Source organism: Celeribacter litoreus (assembly GCF_020165855.1).
Lineage (GTDB): Bacteria > Pseudomonadota > Alphaproteobacteria > Rhodobacterales > Rhodobacteraceae > Celeribacter > Celeribacter litoreus.
Map to the genome: position 1 here is coordinate 81,188 of NZ_JAIUFY010000001.1, position 17,519 is coordinate 98,706.

17 protein-coding genes, 2 tRNA genes and 1 riboswitch are annotated in these 17,519 nt (G+C 58.2%); of the genes, 10 read left to right on the forward strand and 9 right to left on the reverse strand.

Annotated elements, in window-relative coordinates; translation table 11 throughout:
* Positions 1 to 48 precede the first annotated feature (48 nt).
* The 3 genes from LA304_RS00420 to LA304_RS00430 form a co-directional block, all read right to left on the reverse strand.
* The gene (locus LA304_RS00420; protein ID WP_224501144.1) at positions 49 to 1,149 is read right to left on the reverse strand and encodes a site-specific DNA-methyltransferase; all 1,101 of its coding nucleotides are present in this window, start codon (positions 1,147 to 1,149) and stop codon (positions 49 to 51) included.
* A 114-nt stretch (positions 1,150 to 1,263) separates the two neighbouring features.
* Positions 1,264 to 1,902 (reverse strand): ribonuclease HII, encoded by a 639-nt coding sequence (locus LA304_RS00425; protein WP_224501368.1) that lies wholly within the window; start codon positions 1,900 to 1,902, stop codon positions 1,264 to 1,266.
* Positions 1,903 to 2,026: 124 nt separating this feature from the next.
* Positions 2,027 to 2,485 (reverse strand): hypothetical protein, encoded by a 459-nt coding sequence (locus tag LA304_RS00430; RefSeq protein WP_224501145.1) that lies wholly within the window; start codon positions 2,483 to 2,485, stop codon positions 2,027 to 2,029.
* Between the two features lie 163 nt (positions 2,486 to 2,648).
* On the opposite strand from LA304_RS00430, the gene LA304_RS00435 reads away from it, so the two are divergent.
* Both LA304_RS00435 and LA304_RS00440 read left to right on the forward strand, forming a co-directional pair.
* Positions 2,649 to 2,939: a hypothetical protein gene (locus LA304_RS00435; RefSeq protein ID WP_224501146.1), complete on the forward strand. Its 291-nt coding sequence runs from the start codon at positions 2,649 to 2,651 to the stop codon at positions 2,937 to 2,939.
* On the forward strand, positions 2,911 to 3,609 hold the full coding sequence (locus tag LA304_RS00440; RefSeq protein ID WP_224501147.1) for a winged helix-turn-helix domain-containing protein: 699 nt from the start codon (positions 2,911 to 2,913) through the stop codon (positions 3,607 to 3,609). The genes LA304_RS00435 and LA304_RS00440 overlap by 29 nt, the downstream gene beginning before the upstream one ends.
* 25 nt (positions 3,610 to 3,634) lie before the next feature.
* Here LA304_RS00440 and LA304_RS00445 read toward each other — a convergent pair.
* A tRNA-Arg gene (locus LA304_RS00445) sits at positions 3,635 to 3,711 on the reverse strand.
* A gap of 334 nt (positions 3,712 to 4,045) precedes the next feature.
* On the opposite strand from LA304_RS00445, the gene LA304_RS00450 reads away from it, so the two are divergent.
* Both LA304_RS00450 and ilvD read left to right on the forward strand, forming a co-directional pair.
* A complete protein-coding gene (locus tag LA304_RS00450; protein ID WP_224501148.1) occupies positions 4,046 to 5,104 on the forward strand; it encodes a LacI family DNA-binding transcriptional regulator in 1,059 nt (352 codons plus the stop codon).
* A gap of 135 nt (positions 5,105 to 5,239) precedes the next feature.
* Positions 5,240 to 7,075, forward strand: a complete 1,836-nt coding sequence (gene ilvD, locus LA304_RS00455) for a dihydroxy-acid dehydratase (protein WP_224501149.1) — start codon at positions 5,240 to 5,242, stop codon at positions 7,073 to 7,075.
* A 57-nt stretch (positions 7,076 to 7,132) separates the two neighbouring features.
* Here the strand turns inward: ilvD and LA304_RS00460 are convergent, their stop codons facing one another.
* The gene (locus tag LA304_RS00460; RefSeq protein WP_224501150.1) at positions 7,133 to 8,056 is read right to left on the reverse strand and encodes an META domain-containing protein; all 924 of its coding nucleotides are present in this window, start codon (positions 8,054 to 8,056) and stop codon (positions 7,133 to 7,135) included.
* Between the two features lie 207 nt (positions 8,057 to 8,263).
* A tRNA-Lys gene (locus tag LA304_RS00465) sits at positions 8,264 to 8,339 on the reverse strand.
* 114 nt (positions 8,340 to 8,453) lie between these two features.
* Here LA304_RS00465 and dapF point away from each other — a divergent pair.
* The 6 genes from dapF to LA304_RS00495 all read left to right on the forward strand — a co-directional run bounded on the left by dapF (position 8,454) and on the right by LA304_RS00495 (position 14,100).
* Positions 8,454 to 9,287, forward strand: a complete 834-nt coding sequence (gene dapF, locus LA304_RS00470; protein WP_224501151.1) for a diaminopimelate epimerase — start codon at positions 8,454 to 8,456, stop codon at positions 9,285 to 9,287.
* Positions 9,287 to 10,549, forward strand: coding sequence for a tRNA (N(6)-L-threonylcarbamoyladenosine(37)-C(2))-methylthiotransferase MtaB (mtaB, locus tag LA304_RS00475; RefSeq protein ID WP_224501152.1), 1,263 nt, complete (start codon positions 9,287 to 9,289; stop codon positions 10,547 to 10,549). Before dapF ends, mtaB begins: the two co-directional genes overlap by 1 nt.
* Positions 10,546 to 11,172: a glutathione S-transferase gene (locus tag LA304_RS00480; protein ID WP_224501153.1), complete on the forward strand. Its 627-nt coding sequence runs from the start codon at positions 10,546 to 10,548 to the stop codon at positions 11,170 to 11,172. The genes mtaB and LA304_RS00480 overlap by 4 nt, the downstream gene beginning before the upstream one ends.
* A 200-nt stretch (positions 11,173 to 11,372) precedes the next feature.
* On the forward strand, positions 11,373 to 11,936 hold the full coding sequence (gene petA / locus LA304_RS00485; protein ID WP_224501154.1) for a ubiquinol-cytochrome c reductase iron-sulfur subunit: 564 nt from the start codon (positions 11,373 to 11,375) through the stop codon (positions 11,934 to 11,936).
* Between the two features lie 11 nt (positions 11,937 to 11,947).
* Positions 11,948 to 13,261 carry a cytochrome b gene (gene petB, locus LA304_RS00490; protein ID WP_224501155.1) on the forward strand — a complete coding sequence of 438 codons (1,314 nt, stop codon included), beginning with the start codon at positions 11,948 to 11,950 and terminating at the stop codon, positions 13,259 to 13,261.
* 17 nt (positions 13,262 to 13,278) lie between these two features.
* Positions 13,279 to 14,100 carry a cytochrome c1 gene (locus LA304_RS00495; RefSeq protein ID WP_224501156.1) on the forward strand — a complete coding sequence of 274 codons (822 nt, stop codon included), beginning with the start codon at positions 13,279 to 13,281 and terminating at the stop codon, positions 14,098 to 14,100.
* Positions 14,101 to 14,145: 45 nt separating this feature from the next.
* Here the strand turns inward: LA304_RS00495 and LA304_RS00500 are convergent, their stop codons facing one another.
* From LA304_RS00500 to thiB, 3 genes are read right to left on the reverse strand one after another with little or no spacing between them, the layout of a single operon-like run.
* Complete coding sequence (locus tag LA304_RS00500) at positions 14,146 to 14,853, reverse strand: thiamine ABC transporter ATP-binding protein (protein ID WP_224501157.1); 708 nt, start codon at positions 14,851 to 14,853, stop codon at positions 14,146 to 14,148.
* Positions 14,846 to 16,390 carry a thiamine/thiamine pyrophosphate ABC transporter permease ThiP gene (locus tag LA304_RS00505; RefSeq protein ID WP_224501158.1) on the reverse strand — a complete coding sequence of 515 codons (1,545 nt, stop codon included), beginning with the start codon at positions 16,388 to 16,390 and terminating at the stop codon, positions 14,846 to 14,848. The genes LA304_RS00500 and LA304_RS00505 overlap by 8 nt, the downstream gene beginning before the upstream one ends.
* Positions 16,366 to 17,340 carry a thiamine ABC transporter substrate binding subunit gene (gene thiB / locus LA304_RS00510; RefSeq protein WP_224501159.1) on the reverse strand — a complete coding sequence of 325 codons (975 nt, stop codon included), beginning with the start codon at positions 17,338 to 17,340 and terminating at the stop codon, positions 16,366 to 16,368. Before thiB ends, LA304_RS00505 begins: the two co-directional genes overlap by 25 nt.
* Positions 17,341 to 17,380: 40 nt before the next feature.
* A riboswitch (TPP riboswitch) is annotated at positions 17,381 to 17,486 on the reverse strand.
* Positions 17,487 to 17,519: the final 33 nt, after the last annotated feature.

Consider the following 17,519-nt stretch of genomic DNA (forward strand, 5'->3'; position numbering starts at 1 on the left):
AGTCAGGCCGCAGGCACCAGGCGGTAATTTATAATTGGTCCGGGGGGATTACTGCATTTCCGCACGAATTTGTTGACGCAGCACGTCGATCGGCACGTTTTGCCCGTCGCGCTTGAAGGTCCAGTAGGTCCAGCCGTTGCAAGACGGCGCACCTTCGAGGTGGGCGCCGACTTGGTGGATCGACCCTTTGACGTCGTTGGAGACCAGCGTTCCGTCTGCACGCACCTTCGCCTTACGGCGGCCGTTCATGGAGACGAGCTCATCACCCGGCTGCAAAAGACCTCGCTCAACCAGCTGGCCGAACGGCACACGCGGCTCTGCACGTTTGGAGGTAGAGACACGAAGCGCCTCTTTGTCGAACTTGCGGACAGACGCGATGCGGGCCTCGGCCACCTTGCGATATTTCTCTTCACGCTCGATGCCGATGAATTCACGGCCAAGCATTTTGGCAACAGCCCCCGTGGTGCCGGTGCCGAAGAACGGGTCGAGCACAACGTCGCCGGGGTTGGTCGTGCCAATAAGGAGACGATGCAGCAGGGCCTCGGGCTTTTGCGTCGGGTGTGCTTTCTCACCGTTCTCGTCTTTGAGACGCTCGCCGCCGTTACAGATCGGGAGCACCCAATCGGAGCGCATTTGAATACCTTCGTTGAGCGCTTTGAGCGCCTCGTAGTTGAAGGTGTATTTCGCCGCTTCGTTCTTGGACGCCCAGATCAGGGTCTCGTGGGCATTCGTCAGACGCTTGCCACGGAAGTTCGGCATCGGGTTCGATTTGCGCCAAACGACGTCGTTGAGAATCCAGAAGCCCTGGTTCTGCAGCTCCGCGCCGAGGCGGAAGACGTTGTGATAGGAACCGATCACCCAGATCGCGCCATTCGGTTTGAGAATGCGGCGTGCGGCTTTGAGCCACTCGTGGGTGAAGTTGTCATAGACCTTGAAACTATCGAACTGGTCCCACGCGTCGTCGACCGCATCCACTTTGGAGTTGTCGGGACGGTGCAGGTCGCCGCGAAGTTGCAGGTTGTAGGGGGGATCCGCGAAAATCAGGTCAACGCTCTCTTCGGGGAGAGAATTCATCTGCTCAATGCAATCGCCAGCCAAAATTTGGTTGAGCGGGAGCGTTACCGCGCCCGAGCCGGTTTTCTTTTTCATCTTCTGCCTCATAGCGCGCCCCTTGTGGGACGTCATTTTAACGCGTCATTTTTGACGTCATTTATGGCCCTAAAGATGAGTCATTGCTGATTCCCAGTCAATTTCTTTTTCGAATCAGTCGCTTATGCTTTTGTCTTGATACAATATATTGTGTATCGGTTTGAACGAACGTCTATGGTGTGGGGTGACACCAATTTTCTGGAGTCCCTCCAGATGCACCTTCGTTCCGTAACCCGCGTTTTTTTCCCATCCGTAGCCGGGATACTGTTGCGCTAAATCCACCATCAGGCGATCGCGCCATGTTTTCGCGATGATCGACGCCGCCGAGATCGACAACGACCGCGCATCGCCTTTCACGATGGCTTCGGCATCTAGGCCGAAGGCGGCGGGAATCTTGTTTCCGTCGACTAAAACATAGTCAGCGGTGGACTTAAGACCCGCAACCGCACGCTCCATCGCTCGGAGAGAGGCCTGCAGGATGTTGATCTCGTCAATTTCTTCGACAGAGCATGATGCAATCGACACGTCGGCTGTTTCCATGATTTCGTCATAGAGCCGTTCGCGGCGCTTTGCCGTGAGGGCCTTCGAATCGTTGAGACCCTCAGGGATGTGATCCGGATCGAGCCAGACAGCAGCCGCCACGACAGGACCAGCAAGCGGTCCACGCCCGACCTCGTCGACACCAACAATCCGCGTATACCCGCGACGCGCCGCCGCCTCTTCGAATGAAAAATCAGGAACAGTTTTTGCCATAGCCCTGTGAACCCCACCGCAGGCCGTGGCGCAAGAAAAAAGGCGGGTGGGACGCATGAGCCCACCCGCCAGGTGACGCGACACATGGGGACATCCGCCGCGCTTCTGCTCGATTATGAATGGATTATCTTTGAAAACGGGCGAGGCCTTCACGAACCTTGAAGCCATTCTTTTCCAAGCACTTCAGATCGTAGGCCGTCGTGACACCACCGCTTCGGGTTCTGACCGGCTCGTCGCATTTGCTCGGCAGGTCTTTCACTTTTACCGTGCGAACAAGACAGTCTTGCGTCGCCATCTCTTTGGTCTCACCCTGATAGCGGACCTTTTCCACGCAGTAGGCGGGCACGATTTTTTCACCGTAATGTGGCGGGTTCAGGACAGGACGCGAAAACTTATTGTCCTTCGTTGTCTCAACGGGCTTCGGCTTGTCATCATCTAGCGCCTCGCTGATCACAAGAAGCGCCAGAAGACCGCCAAGCGCCCAAGCCACCTCTTCATCTCCGGCATGTGCAGGCGTCACGGCGACTCCTGCGGTTGCAATGGAGAGCGCCACGAGTCCTGCGGTAAACTTTGTAAATCTCATCGGTCGTCCTTTCCCTGTTGCCCCTGACGGGCGCAAAGCTGATGGGACGTTGATGCGGCAAAATTCGAAAATCGCGCAATAACAGGGGGATGTCATCGGATAGCAGCATGCGAGCACCGCTTTGATATTGAATAACATCGGGTCTCGGGCCAATGATCCGCTCATGAAAACACATCTGACTCTCCCCCTCCTCGCAGTTTTGGCACTCGCCCCTGGCCTTGCCGACGCGTCCTGTTATGCGAGCTACAAAGCGAAGCAGGATTCACCACTCAAACTCCATTTCGGGGTGGCAGAGATTGATGACACCAAGTGCACCAAAGCTGTTGCGCGTGACGCCCTCAAACCGAGACTCGCGACAGACGGCTGGATTCTCCTGTCGATCGTCGACATGATCCCTGAGGAAAAACTCGACGAGGTGAAGGCGGATGCTGGCGACTATTTCCTCAGATACTGACAGCCGCAAAATCCGACGCCGGATTGTTTGGGGCCTGATTTCGCTCGTCGTGATTCTGCTCGTGTCCGCCGGTTTTCTTTTCCGCAACTTGCCGGACGCAAACAAGTTTAACGAACGCGTTGAGCAGCTCTTTGTCGAGAGCGACCTGACTTCGAGCACCGAGATCGCCGCGCTTGAGATTCTCGCGCAATCTGGGACGGCCTTTTCAGAGACACTGAACAGCTACCTGATGGTGATCTTCGTTCTGGTGCTGTTTTCCATCGCCGTGCTCGTCACGGCGCTCGTCTTTCTGTTCACCGTCATTGCCGCGAACCGGCGTCTGGCAGAAGTTGAAAAACGTGGGATCGAAATCACGTCCCTTATGATTTCCCGCGCCGAGAACGCCGTTTACCTGAACAATATGGCGTTCCAGCTGACGCCAGCGGCCATTGAAACCCTCTCCGTTCTCGCAGAGGCACGTATGGACGAGGAAACGCTCTCGGGCGCCGAAATCGAAGCGATGATCTCTGGCAAGCTGGCCGCCGACTGTGACGAAGCGTCTGGCGCAACACGGATCAAACGTCTTCGCGATGCGCTCGGGAATCAGATGGTGAGCGAACTTCTCGTGAAAAACATTGCACGGAAAGGCTACATGCTCGCCTGTCCGCCGGATGTCATCCGGATGGACTGAATGCGACTGAGTCCCTCACGGAGATTGGTGACCCCGGCAGGATTCGAACCTGCAACCTGCCCCTTAGGAGGGGGCTGCTCTATCCAGTTGAGCCACGGGGCCACGCGAGACAGTCTTTAGCCATATAGGGTGATTGAGCACAAGAGCGCAGGCCAGAGGCTCTAGCCTGGTCATCATCATAAGGTTCGGAAGAAAAAGAACGCGGGAGGCGTGAATTGGCCCACATCGCCTCCCGCAGGTCAGCACACCTGCCTTGACGCGTGGTCTCGTCGGGTGGCTGAGATCTTTTCGCAATTCTTCTCGCGTCTCAATTGGACAGTGCAGATGCGAAATAAAATTGTTAGCGATAACATATATCACTTGCCACAGATAGACAAGGGCGTTTTATAATGTAAAGTGAAGGCTATATTGAGAGAGAATTGAGGAGGGAGAACATATGTCGCAAGGTTCCGGGAAGACACCGTCGAAAAGGCCGCTAACCCTCCGTGACGTTTCAGAGGCCTCCGGTGTATCGGAAATGACCGTAAGCCGGGTTTTGAGGAACCGTGGCGATGTCTCTGAAGCGACCCGCAAAAAGGTTCTCGAAGCCGCCCGCGAACTCGGATACGTCCCGAACAAGATTGCAGGCGCCCTCGCCTCTTCACGCGTTAACCTCGTCGCTGTCATCATCCCATCCATGTCGAACATGGTGTTTCCGGAGGTTATGACCGGCATTTCCGATGTTTTGGAAGACACGGAACTTCAACCGGTTGTCGGCGTGACGAACTACAAACCGGAGCGCGAAGAAGCGGTTCTCTACCAAATGCTGTCCTGGCGTCCGTCCGGTGTCATCATTGCAGGGCTGGAACATACCGAAGCTGCGAAAGCCATGATGGGCGCGGCAGGCATTCCGATTGTCGAGATCATGGATACGGATGGCGAGCCGATTGATTCTGCTGTCGGCATCTCTCATCGCCGTGCGGGTCGCAAAATGGCTCAGGCGATCATTGACGCGGGGTACAAACGCATCGGCTTCCTCGGAACGAAGATGCCGCTCGACCACCGCGCCCGCAAACGCTTCGAAGGGTTCACCGAGACCCTCGCCAAAGCGGGTCTCGAAGTGGCAGACAGCGAATTCTATTCCGGCGGCTCTGCACTCAAGAAGGGCCGCGAGATGACCGAAGCCATCCTGACACGGAACGCGGAAGATCCGCTCGATTTCCTATACTACTCCAACGATATGATCGGCGCTGGTGGTTTGATGTATTGCCTCGACAATGGCATTGACGTTCCGGGTGAGGTCGGTCTCGCAGGGTTCAACGGTATCGAATTCCTTGACGGTCTGCCGCGCAAACTGGCGACGATGGACGCTTGTCGCGTCGAAATCGGTCGCGCAGCGGCGGAGATCATCGCGAAACGTGTCGAAGAAGGTGATGAAGCAGCGGGTGAGGTGATTACCCTCGAACCGTCTCTGGAGTTCGGCGAGACCCTCAAGCGCAAGAAGAAACTGATCTAAAGCGCGCGACCTCTCGCAACTTTATTCATCTCTGCACACGGCTTCCTGACTGGAAATGTCGTCGCAAACCTCTTATGGAGCTACAACCCCGCGCTTTGCGCGGGTCCGCAATGTAGTAGTTTGAGAGCCAACACCATGCCCCATTACAGATCCCGCCGCTCCACCCATGGCCGCAATATGGCCGGCGCACGCGGCCTTTGGCGCGCCACCGGAATGACCGACAGCGACTTTGGCAAGCCGATCATTGCCGTGGTCAACTCATTCACACAGTTCGTTCCCGGTCACGTACACCTGAAAGACCTCGGTCAGATGGTCGCCCGCGAGATTGAGAAAGCGGGCGGCGTTGCGAAAGAATTCAACACCATTGCTGTGGATGACGGCATCGCCATGGGCCACGACGGGATGCTCTATTCCCTGCCGTCGCGTGAAGTGATCGCCGACTCGGTTGAGTATATGGTGAACGCACACTGCGCCGACGCCATGGTCTGTATCTCCAACTGCGACAAGATCACCCCGGGCATGATGATGGCCGCCATGCGCCTGAACATCCCCGTGATCTTCGTCTCCGGCGGCCCGATGGAAGCTGGCAAGGTTCAGATCGGGGATTTGGAACGCGCTGTGGACCTCGTGGACGCGATGGTTGCCGCCGCTGATGATCAATACACCGACGAAGAAGTCGATGCGTTCGAGCAGAACGCCTGCCCGACCTGTGGCTCCTGCTCCGGCATGTTCACCGCGAACTCCATGAACTGTCTCGCTGAGGCGCTGGGTCTCGCTCTTCCGGGCAACGGGTCTACTCTTGCGACCCACGCAGACCGAAAGAACCTCTTCCTCGAGGCCGGTCGCAAGATCGTCGAGATCACCAAGAAGCACTACGAAGAGGAGCTTCCAGGCTACCTGCCGCGCGACATCGCGACGTTTGAGGCGTTCGAGAACGCCATGTCGCTCGACATCGCTATGGGTGGTTCGACGAACACTGTTCTTCACCTGCTCGCCATTGCGCACGAGGGCGAAGTCGACTTCACCATGACCGACATCGACCGTCTATCGCGCAAAGTGCCTTGCCTCTGCAAAGTGGCGCCGAACATCCATAACGTGCACATGGAAGACGTGCACCGCGCGGGCGGTATCTTCTCCATTCTGGGTGAGATGCATCGCGGCGGCTTGCTCCACGGCGACGTTCGCACCGTTCACAGCGACACCATGGGCGCAGCGATTGCCAAGTGGGACATCACGGTCGCGAACAACCCCGAAGCAGAACAGCTGTTCAAGGCTGCCCCGGGTGGCGTTCGCACGACGCAAGCGTTCTCGACCCAGAACCGCTACAAAGAGCTCGACACCGACCGTAAGGGCGGCGTGATTCGCTCTGTTGAACACGCATTCTCGAAAGACGGCGGTCTCGCTGTGCTCTTTGGCAACATCGCGGAGCGCGGCTGCATCGTGAAAACGGCAGGCGTGGACGAGAGCAACCTCACTTTCTCGGGCAAAGCGCATGTGTTCGAATCTCAGGACGACGCTGTCGAAGGCATTCTGACGCGCAAGGTGGAAGCCGGTGAGGTCGTCATCATACGCTACGAAGGCCCGCAGGGTGGTCCGGGGATGCAAGAGATGCTCTACCCGACCTCCTACCTCAAATCCAAAGGTCTCGGCAAAAAATGCGCGCTCCTGACCGATGGCCGCTTCTCTGGTGGCACCTCCGGCCTTTCGATCGGCCACGTGTCTCCTGAAGCTGCTGAGGGCGGTCTGATCGGCCTCGTGGAAGATGGCGACATCGTCGAGATCGACATCCCGAACCGGACGATCAACCTCAATGTCGATGACGCCACTCTGGCGGCCCGCCGTGAGGCGAAAGGCCCGCTGCCGTGGAAACCGGCGGCACCGCGTCCGCGCGCTGTGTCTACTGCGCTCAAGGCCTATGCAATGTTTGCGTCTTCCGCAGACAAAGGCGGGGTTCGCATCCTGCCGGAATAAGGCAGCGAACCGATGCGAGAGAATCGAAACGCCGTCCCGATTGGGGCGGCGTTTTTGCTATCTGACCGCTGTGATGGACTCTTCCCCTGCGCCATAGAGAATGAGCTCACCGGCGTCGCCAAAGTCGAACCGGTAGACGGATGAGAGCAGGGTCAGAAACCGAGTCTCCTGCACCATGAGCGCCTCAGAGCACATCATCCGCGTCGACGCGAGCGGACCAATGTTCATCCCCTCCCCCGTCAACTCAAATTCTCCGGTGTATCGGTTGCATCCGGCGGCACCTGACAGGCGCCCGAAACTTGTGATGGCGATGTCCAATACGCTCCCGTCTACGACGTCAGCCCCCGACAGGCTCTGTATGTGCCAAGTCGAACCAGTCAAAAGGGACAAGGTCTCGCCCGAACATCCCCGATATGTCTGACCATCAAAGGTCATCTCGACAGTTTCCGGATAGGGGCGGCCCGACATGTCATCACGACAAAGGTCAGGACGCACGGCGAGGCGAATTCCTGCGTCGGCAAGATCATAAACGAGCGCGCCGTCACTCACCTGCGCTTCGACACGCAGGGCAGAGAGACTCACCTCACCATAGGACAGCGATGCGTCGAATGTGGCGGCATTAGCGGTGATCATCCAGCCCGGCTCATTTCCACGGGCAACCCAATCCGAGTCACTCTTCTCGACTGTACAATTCTCAAACACCAGATCTTGATAAGTGAAACGCGCGTGTTCCCCTTTGAACCATACAGAGGCTTCCCCGCTTTCGGATTGATACCGCGCGCCAGATGCGGATGCGACAGCCCCCAATTCGTGCGTCTCTCCATCCAACGACAGAAGCAGAGCATCAGACCCGAATCCGACCCGTGCTGCGGCACCCTCGCAGGTTAGCTTTGTGGAAAATCCAATCGGCGCAGATTCTTGCGCCATCGAAGGAAAGATGCTCGCGATCCAAAGGGCTGCGCCCACAAACAACACCCGCATCTATTCCTCCCCATCCAGACTGATTCCAGCCTAGATTCGAGAAAGCACTTCATGAAAGGGGAAAACCTGTGAGGACATTAACAAGATCGCGAGCCGAGAATCGCCAGCATGACTTCAAAAGCGGAGTGCAGCGGCCAATCCAATCCACCAAAAACAAAAAAGGCACGCCCGAGGCGTGCTACTTTGTTTTCCCATTAAGGGGAGAAGTGGTGAGCCGTGCAGGATTCGAACCTGCGACCCACTGATTAAAAGTCAGTTGCTCTACCAACTGAGCTAACGGCCCACTTTCTCACTGTCTTGCGACTGTGCGGCGGGGTTTACTGATGCTGGTCGGGACCGTCAAGCGCAAAACTGAGATTTTCTTGGAAAAGGTTTCGACAGGGGTTATATGCGCGCCATGCAAAAAGAGAATGACACCACGCGCCTGCCGTTTCTAAAGATGCACGGACTGGGCAATGACTTCGTGATTTTTGATTCACGGGGACGCGACGCAATTGTGACGCCCGAACTGGCGCAGGCGATCGGCGACCGCCATCGCGGCGTTGGGTTTGATCAGCTCGCAGAGATTCGCACATCTGACGTGGCGGACATTGATCTGGATTTCTGGAACTCCGATGGATCCCGCGCTGGGGCTTGTGGCAATGCGACTCGCTGCGTCGGTCGATTGATGCTCGACGAATTGGGGAAAAATGAGATCACCATCCGAACCGAACGCGGCATTCTGATTGCCCGCGACGTGGGAGATGAGGTCTCGGTGAACATGGGGCATCCGCAACTCATGTGGGACGAGATTCCGCTCTCCCATCCGGTCGACACAGAATTTCTGCCGCTTGAGGGTGAGCCTGTGGGCGTCGGCATCGGCAACCCACATGCAGTCTTCTTCGTCGACAACGTGAATGAGACGGACGTCGCGGGATGGGGCCGTAAGGTCGAATACGACCCGCTTTTCCCGAAGCGCACAAATGTCGAATTTGCCGAAGTCCGAAACCGTAACGAGATTCGCATGCGTGTCTGGGAGCGCGGAACGGGAATCACGCTCGCCTGTGGCTCCGGCGCCTGCGCGACGGCTGTTGCCGCGAACCTACGTGGGCTAACGGAAAAGTCCGTCCGTATGGAAGTTGATGGCGGCTGGCTCCAGCTCGACTGGCGCGATGATGGCGTCTGGATGACCGGACCGACCCAGATCGTATTCCAAGCAGAGTTCGACGCGTCCTTTCTGGAGCGCGTCTAATGTCTGCTAAACCTCCTGTCTTTGCGACGCTCGGCTGTCGCCTCAACGCCTATGAAACCGAGGCGATGAAAGATCTCGCCGCGAAAGCCGGGGTCGAAAACGCCGTTGTCGTGAACACCTGTGCTGTGACGGCCGAGGCCGTTCGCAAAGCGCGGCAGGAGATCCGCAAGCTTCGGCGCGACAATCCCGAGGCTAAAATCATTGTCACAGGCTGTGCTGCGCAAACGGAGCCAGAGACCTTCGCCACCATGGGCGAGGTCGATCTTGTGATCGGCAACTCGGAGAAGATGCAGCCGGAAACCTGGAACGCCATGGGGCCGAATTTCATCGGGGACACAGAGCGGGTTCAGGTCGATGACATTATGTCCGTCACCGAAACGGCCGGTCACCTGATCGACGGTTTCGGCACGCGCAGCCGCGCCTATGTGCAGGTTCAAAACGGGTGCGACCACCGCTGCACCTTCTGCATTATCCCCTATGGCCGCGGAAATTCGCGCTCCGTGCCCGCCGGCGTCGTCGTGGATCAGATCAAACGCCTCGTCGACAAGGGCTTTAACGAAGTCGTGCTGACGGGTGTGGATCTGACCTCTTGGGGAGCCGATCTGCCAGCTACACCGCGCCTCGGCGATTTGGTTATGCGAATCCTCAAACTCGTTCCCGATCTGCCGCGGCTACGGATTTCGTCGATTGATTCGATTGAGGCCGACGAGATGCTGATGCAGGCGATTGCGACCGAACCACGCCTGATGCCGCATCTTCACCTGTCCTTGCAGCATGGCGACGACCTCATCCTCAAGCGCATGGCACGCCGTCACCTACGTGACGATGCCATTGCGTTCTGTGAGGAGGCCCGGAAACTGCGTCCGGACATGACATTCGGCGCCGACATTATCGCGGGCTTCCCGACGGAAACCGAAGCGCATTTCGAAAACTCGCTCAAACTCGTGACCGAATGCGACCTGACGTGGCTTCATGTCTTCCCGTATTCGAAACGCGAGGGCACGCCTGCCGCCAAGATTCCCAATCAGGTGAAAGGCCCCGTGATCAAGGAGCGCGCCGCGCGTCTCCGTGCCATTGGCGACGAACAAGTTCGGAAACACCTTCAGGCACAGGTTGGGCGCACCCATCATATCCTGATGGAAAACCCGCACATGGGCCGCACAGAGCAGTTCACCGAAGTATCCTTCGCCACTCCGCAGATCGAAGGTGCCCTCGTCCGCGCCACGATCACTGGAATCGACGGCACGCAACTGATCGCATGACCCCCATTCTCTACTCCTTCCGCCGTTGCCCCTATGCGATGCGTGCGCGTCTCGCGATTGCGTCCGCCGGGATTGAAGTCGAACTGCGTGAGATCGTGTTGCGCGACAAGCCCGCCGAGATGCTGGCCGCTTCTCCCAAAGGAACGGTACCCGTGCTGATTGTCAGCGATCAGGTGATCGACGAAAGCCGCGACATCATGGATTGGGCGCTTGCACAGAACGATCCAGAGTGCCTTTTGGATATGCCAGCCGAGGGCGAGGACTGGATTGCGGCTATCGAAGGCCCGTTCAAGACCGCACTCGACCGCTACAAATACGACACGCGGTATGAAGATGCCGACGCGACGGCCGAACGCGAAGTCGCCGCATCCATTTTGCGACAGGTTGATCCGCAGCTGCGGCAGACCCCGTGGCTCTTCGGGGAAAAGCCGTCTCTCGCGGATTTGGCGACGATCACTTTCGTGCGGCAATACGCGATGGTGGATCGCGACTGGTTCAACGCGCAGGACTGGCCGGGCGTGATCGGTTGGCTCGACAGATTTCTCGACTCGCCCCGATTTGCGGCGATTATGACCAAGTACGAGAAATGGAATGCACAAATGATTCCTGTGACTTTCCCCTGATTCCCACTCAGAATCACTCGTTAGCGATCACAAACGTCCCCATTGGGTCACATTGCGACAGATCGCGCCACTTCACATTGGATTGAATGCTAGACGCACACGCCTCACCTCGTTAAAAGCGCCTGCGAAGGGCTACGGGTAAACCGTGGCCTCTCAAGCATTGGCCGGGGAGTCCGGCTTGAGAGAATGGAGATTTGCTCGTGTCCCACGTAGACGAACACGAAGGCACCCGCCGCGATTTCCTGTACTACGCCACTGGTGGCGCAGGTGCAGTAGCCGCAGGTGCCGCTGTATGGCCTCTGGTCAATCAGATGAACCCCTCTGCTGACGTTCAGGCGCTCAGCTCGATCCGCGTTGATGTCAGCGGCGTCGAGACGGGCACCCAGCTGACCGTCAAATGGCGCGGCAAGCCGGTGTTCATCCGTCGCCGCACGCAGGAAGAAATCGACGCAGGCCGCGCAGTTCCGCTGTCCGATCTCGTGGACCAAGATGCAGAAAACGCGAACATCGCGGCTGGCTCTGCGGCAACCGATGAAAACCGGACGCTCGACGAAGCAGGCGAATGGCTGGTGATGATGGGTGTGTGTACCCACCTCGGCTGTGTGCCGCTCGGCGATGGCGCTGGCGAGTTTGGCGGCTGGTTCTGCCCCTGCCACGGTTCGCACTACGACACCGCAGGCCGTATCCGCAAAGGACCGGCTCCGCGTAACCTCGATATTCCGGTTGCAGCCTTTGACGGCGACACCGAAATCGTTCTGGGCTGAGGGAGAAACTGATGTCTGGTATTCCACACGACCATTATGAACCGAAGACCGGTCTCACCAAAGCGGTGAACTCCCGTCTTCCGGTCATCGGCCTGATCTACGACACGCTGATGATCCCGACCCCGAAAAACCTGAACTGGATGTGGATCTGGGGCATTGTCCTTGCATTCTGCCTCGGGCTTCAGATCGTCACCGGTATCGTTCTGGTGATGCACTACACGCCGCACGTTGATCTGGCATTCGCTTCCGTCGAGCACATCATGCGCGACGTGAACGGTGGCCACATGCTGCGCTACCTACACGCCAACGGCGCGTCGCTCTTCTTCTTCGCTGTGTATCTCCACATCTTCCGCGGTCTCTACTACGGCTCCTACAAAGCCCCGCGCGAAATCACGTGGATCATCGGTATGATCATCTACCTCCTGATGATGGCAACCGGCTTCATGGGCTACGTTCTGCCTTGGGGTCAGATGTCCTTCTGGGGTGCAACCGTGATCACCGGTCTCTTCGGCGCGATCCCGTTCATCGGCGAACCGCTCCAAACTTGGCTGCTCGGCGGACCGGCTGTGGACAACGCCACGCTGAACCGCTTCTTCTCGCTGCACTATCTCCTGCCGTTCGTGATTGCTGGTCTCGTGATCGTCCACATCTGGGCGTTCCACCACACCGGCAACAACAACCCGGCAGGCATCGACGTGCGCAAGACGTCCAAAGCCGAAGCTGAAAAAGACACCCTGCCGTTCTGGCCGTACTTCGTGATCAAAGACCTCTTTGCTCTCGGCGTTGTTCTTGTTGTCTTCTTCGCGGTTGTTGGCTTCATGCCGAACTACCTCGGCCACCCGGACAACTACATCGAAGCAAACCCGCTCGCGACACCTGCACACATCGTTCCGGAATGGTACTTCCTGCCGTTCTACGCGATCCTGCGTGCGTTCACCGCTGACGTTTGGGCCGTGCAAGCCGTGTCCTTCCTGACCGGTGGCATCATCGACGCGAAGTTCTTCGGTGTGCTCGCAATGTTCGGTGCAATCATCGCGATGGCGCTCGTGCCGTGGCTCGACACCTCCTCTGTTCGTTCCGGCAAATACCGCCCGATGTTCAAATGGTGGTTTGCACTGCTCGCGCTCGACTTCCTCGTCTTGATGTGGGTTGGCGCAATGCCGACCGATGGCATCTACCCGTATATCTCGCTGATCGGCGCAACCTACTGGTTCGCTTACTTCTTCGTGATCCTCCCGCTTCTGGGTGTGATCGAGAAACCGGCCCAACTGCCGGCGACGATCGAAGAAGACTTCGCGTCCCACTACCCGGGCGCGGCAGAGTGAGAAAGGAAACAGGGACTATGATTAAGAAACTTACCCTCTCCGCACTCGCTGCTCTGAGCCTCTCCGCTGGCGCGGCTATGGCTGCAGGTGAATCGGGTCACAAGCTCCACGACGTGGACTTCTCCTTCGAAGGTCCGTTCGGCACCTTTGATCAGATGCAGCTTCAACGCGGCCTGCAGATCTACACCGAAGTGTGTTCTGCTTGTCACGGCCTGAAGTTCGTGCCGATCCGCACGCTCGCAGACGAAGGTGGCCCGCAGCTTCCGGAAGATCAGGTGCGCGCCTACGCGTCCCAGTTCCCGGTGAACGACGAAGCCTCCAACATGCACCTCTTCGACTACGATGAGGGCGCTGCACGGACTCTGACCGAGAACGACCACTTCCCGGCAAACAACTCGCAAAACGCACCTGACCTGTCCCTGATGGCGAAGGCGCGCGCTGGCTTCCACGGTCCGGCCGGTCTCGGCATCAACCAGTTCTTCAAGGGCATTGGTGGACCCGAGTACATCGTCGGCATCCTGACCGGTTACACCGGCGAGGAAAAAGTCGAAGCAGGCACCACCTACTACGAGAACACCGCGTTCCCGGGTGGTTGGATCGCAATGGCACCGCCGCTCTATGGCGATGACGTTGAATTTGCTGATGGTCACTCTGCCGAGCTGCACCACGAAGCAGAAGATCTCGCAGCCTTCCTGATGTGGACTGCAGAGCCGAAAATGATGGCACGCCAGAAAGCCGGCTTCCTTGCCGTGACTTTCCTCGTGCTCCTCACCTCGCTTCTGTACCTCACCAACAAGAAGCTCTGGGCACCGCACAAAGGTAAAAAGACCACGCTCTAAGGCTGGTCTGCTCCAAATAGAAAAGCGCCCCTCGGGGCGCTTTTTTTATGTTCCGATATAGGCGGAGAGACCGCTCGGCGGGTTGGCTTTGATCTCGCTCCAATCCCTTGGCGGATCACAGCGCCCATCCTCAATCCAAATGACCTGATCCGCGAACGCCTCAACATCCGCAATGTCGTGCGTGACCATGAGCATCGTCGCCCCGAGCCGCGTCCCCACATCTTTGGCTAGCGCGATCATCTCCCGCCGCATCGCAGGCCCGAGCGCGGAGAATGGCTCATCAAGCAACACGAGCGGCTTTTCCTGCACCAGAACCCGCGCAAGGGCCACGCGACTTTGCTGTCCGCCCGAGAGTTCAGCCGGTTTGCGCCGCTCAAAGCCTTTGAGACCAACAGCCGCGAGCGCCTCACACACCCGCGCAGTTTCCTCCGACGACAGGCGCAGGTTCGGACGGATACCGAGACCGACGTTCTGAGCGGCAGTCATATGAGCGAAGAGATTATGATCCTGAAACAGATGCGCGATCGGGCGTTTCGCAGGCGTCGAATTAGTGAGGTCTTCCCCACGCCAAATCAGTTGCCCCTCGTCGGACCGCGCAAATCCTCCGATTAGAGACATCAGGGTCGATTTGCCGGCGCCAGACGGACCGATCACGGCGATCCGCGAGCCATTTGGCACGGCCGCAGACACAGAGAGCGTAAAGTCCGCTCCGGCTTCCTTTTGCGTCAGTCTGATATTGCGAAGTTCAAGCACGGCGTCGCCCCCACGCGTCAAAGATATAGAAAAGCCCGAGGCTTAACATCAAAAGCAAGAGCGCCGCCCCCATTGCCTGCTCCATTCGGTAGGACCCCATCAGGCGGTAAATCTGCAGCGGCAGCGTTGCACCGTCCGGACGCGCGAACAGGGTGATAACGCCGAGATCGCCCATAGACAGCGCCGCCGCCAACCCGCCGGAAAACCCGAGCGGCAAACGCAGACGCGGCAGGAGCACGAGTCGGACATAGGCCCAGCCAGTCAAACCAAGTGAGGCAGACAAACGGCCATAGTCCCGCTCGGCCGCCGCCAGAGCGGGCGACAGCGCGCGGAGCATGAAGGGGAGCGACATGACCGCGTTGACCAGCGCCGTCACCAAAAGCGCCCAATCCGCAGGGTCCGTCACGGCAAACATCACGATATAGAGTCCCGTGCCCATCACCAAAGGTGAGGCAGCAATGGAAGAGAGGCCGATCACTTCGAGAACTTTCCACCGCTGCGCAGACAGTACCAAGGAGAGGGCCAGACAGATCGCGAGTGCCGCCGATCCCACCGCCGTCACCACGGACCGAAGTGCCGCCTCCCAGACGGAGACAGGCAAGGAGAAGATCCCCGCACCACCGCGGATGAAGATCATCAAAAGTGGTGTCAGAAGAAAGAGGCTCACAACCACGATCCAGAAACCATCGAGAACACGGCTCTGCGCATGGTGCCCATCAAACCGCAGCACCCGACGCCCGATCCCCCCGTGACCGACCTGCGGCACCCGAAAGAAGAGAGAGCCAGCGGCCGCAATCACGCAGATCGCCACTTGGACCAGAGCAAGGAGAGACGCTTTCCCGAGATCAAAATCATACCGAAACGCCTCATAGATCGCGAGTTCAACAGTCGTCGCCTTCGGCCCGCCGCCAAACGTCAACGCCACAGCAAAGGACGTGGTGCATATCAGGAAAATGACCGTAAGCGCCCCCGGCACGATCTCCTTGAGCATCGGAAGTTCGATATGTCGGAAGGTCGCCGAGGGGCTGAATTCCAAAGCTGAGGCTAGGCGGAAACGCTCTGCGGGAATGGCGGACCAGCCCTGTAGCAAGAGACGGGTGGCCAGTGGCAAATTGAAAAAAACGTGCGCGAGAATGACGCCGTGGAATCCGTAGATCGAAATCGGTTCCAACCCGACCCAACCGAGCGCAACTGCGAGCAGCCCGCTTTTGCCGAACACGGCAGTGAGGCCGAGGATGGCAACAATGGTCGGGAGGATGAAGGGCGCGCCGAGCAATGTGATGAGCAGCCCGCGCCCGAAAAACTCACGACGGGCCAGCGCACGCGCCGCAGGGATCGCGAAGAGCACCGACAAAAGCGCCGAGAGCGCGGCCTGCACGACCGTGAACCGCACAGCCATCCAGTCAAAGCGGGAGAGACCGGACATCCCCTCCGCCCGAAGCGCAACCGCGCCCAAGGTGCCTAGACTCAGGACGGCAACAATCGCCGCCGCCAAGAGCCCGGGCCAAAGTCTTATTGCGAGAATGCGGAACGCCATTCTGAAATGGCCTCCTCACGCGTTGCATCGGCCTCATCTTCAGAGAGGAAGATCGCTTTCTCCGGATAGTTCAGCTCGGAAAATGCCGCAGGCCACTGATCTTGCGGCAGGGCCGCAGGGTAAGACCAGTTTGCGGTTGGAATGATTTCCTGAAACGTCGGGGACATAACGAATGCCATGAACTGATCCGCCAATTCCGGTTGATCCGTGCCTTTCAGTTTCGCCGCCAGCTCCACCATGAAGTAGTGGCCTTCGTCAAAGAGGGCTGCGGACTTCGTCTCATCCTCTTCGGCAATGATGTGGTAGGCAGGCGAGGTCGTGTAGGAAAGGACCATATCGACCTCACCATCGGTGAAGAGGCCGTAGGCCTCCGACCAGCCCTTGGTCACGGTCGTGACTTTCGGAGCGAGCTTCGCCCATGCGGATTCAGCGTCATCGCCGAACACTTCTTTGCCCCAGAGAACGAGTGCGAGACCAGAGATCGAGGTGCGCGGGTCCTGAATCGCGATAGACCAGTCTTCATCGGAGTTCACCAGCTCGGCGAAAGACGCCGGCGGGTTTTCGATCTTGGTGTTGTCATAGATAAAGGCCGTGTAGCTCCAGTTGAACGGCAGGAACGTGTCGTCCGTCCAGTCGAGCGGCAGCGTCAGCGGCGACAGATCAAGACCGTGCGGCGCAAACAGACCCGTTTCGCGAGCTTTCTTCGTCACATCGGAATTAAAGCCGATGGCGACATCCGCCTTGGTGCGCTCTCCTTCGAGCAAGATACGCGGCAGCAAATCGCCCGTCACATATTCGATCTCGCAGCCACATTCGGCCTCGAAGGCCTCTTTGATCGCGGGGCCCGGGCCCCATTCGGACGCGAAGTAATCCGGTGCGTAAATGGTGAGAGGGTCTGCCGCAGCAGAGGTTGCGACGCAGAGAGCCGCAAGGGTGAGACCATATTTCATGGTTCGCTCCATACAATATGGGCGAAGAAAAAGGGCAGCGTTCAAGTGCTGATACCTTCCCTCCGCCGGTGTTAGCCGGTTCAGGTTCAACGGGTTCGCAAAATGCATCTCAGCCGTGTCGAGCACGGGCACCCCGAGGTAGGCGCGAAGCTATGTGTCTCTGGTAAAAAGTGCAAGCC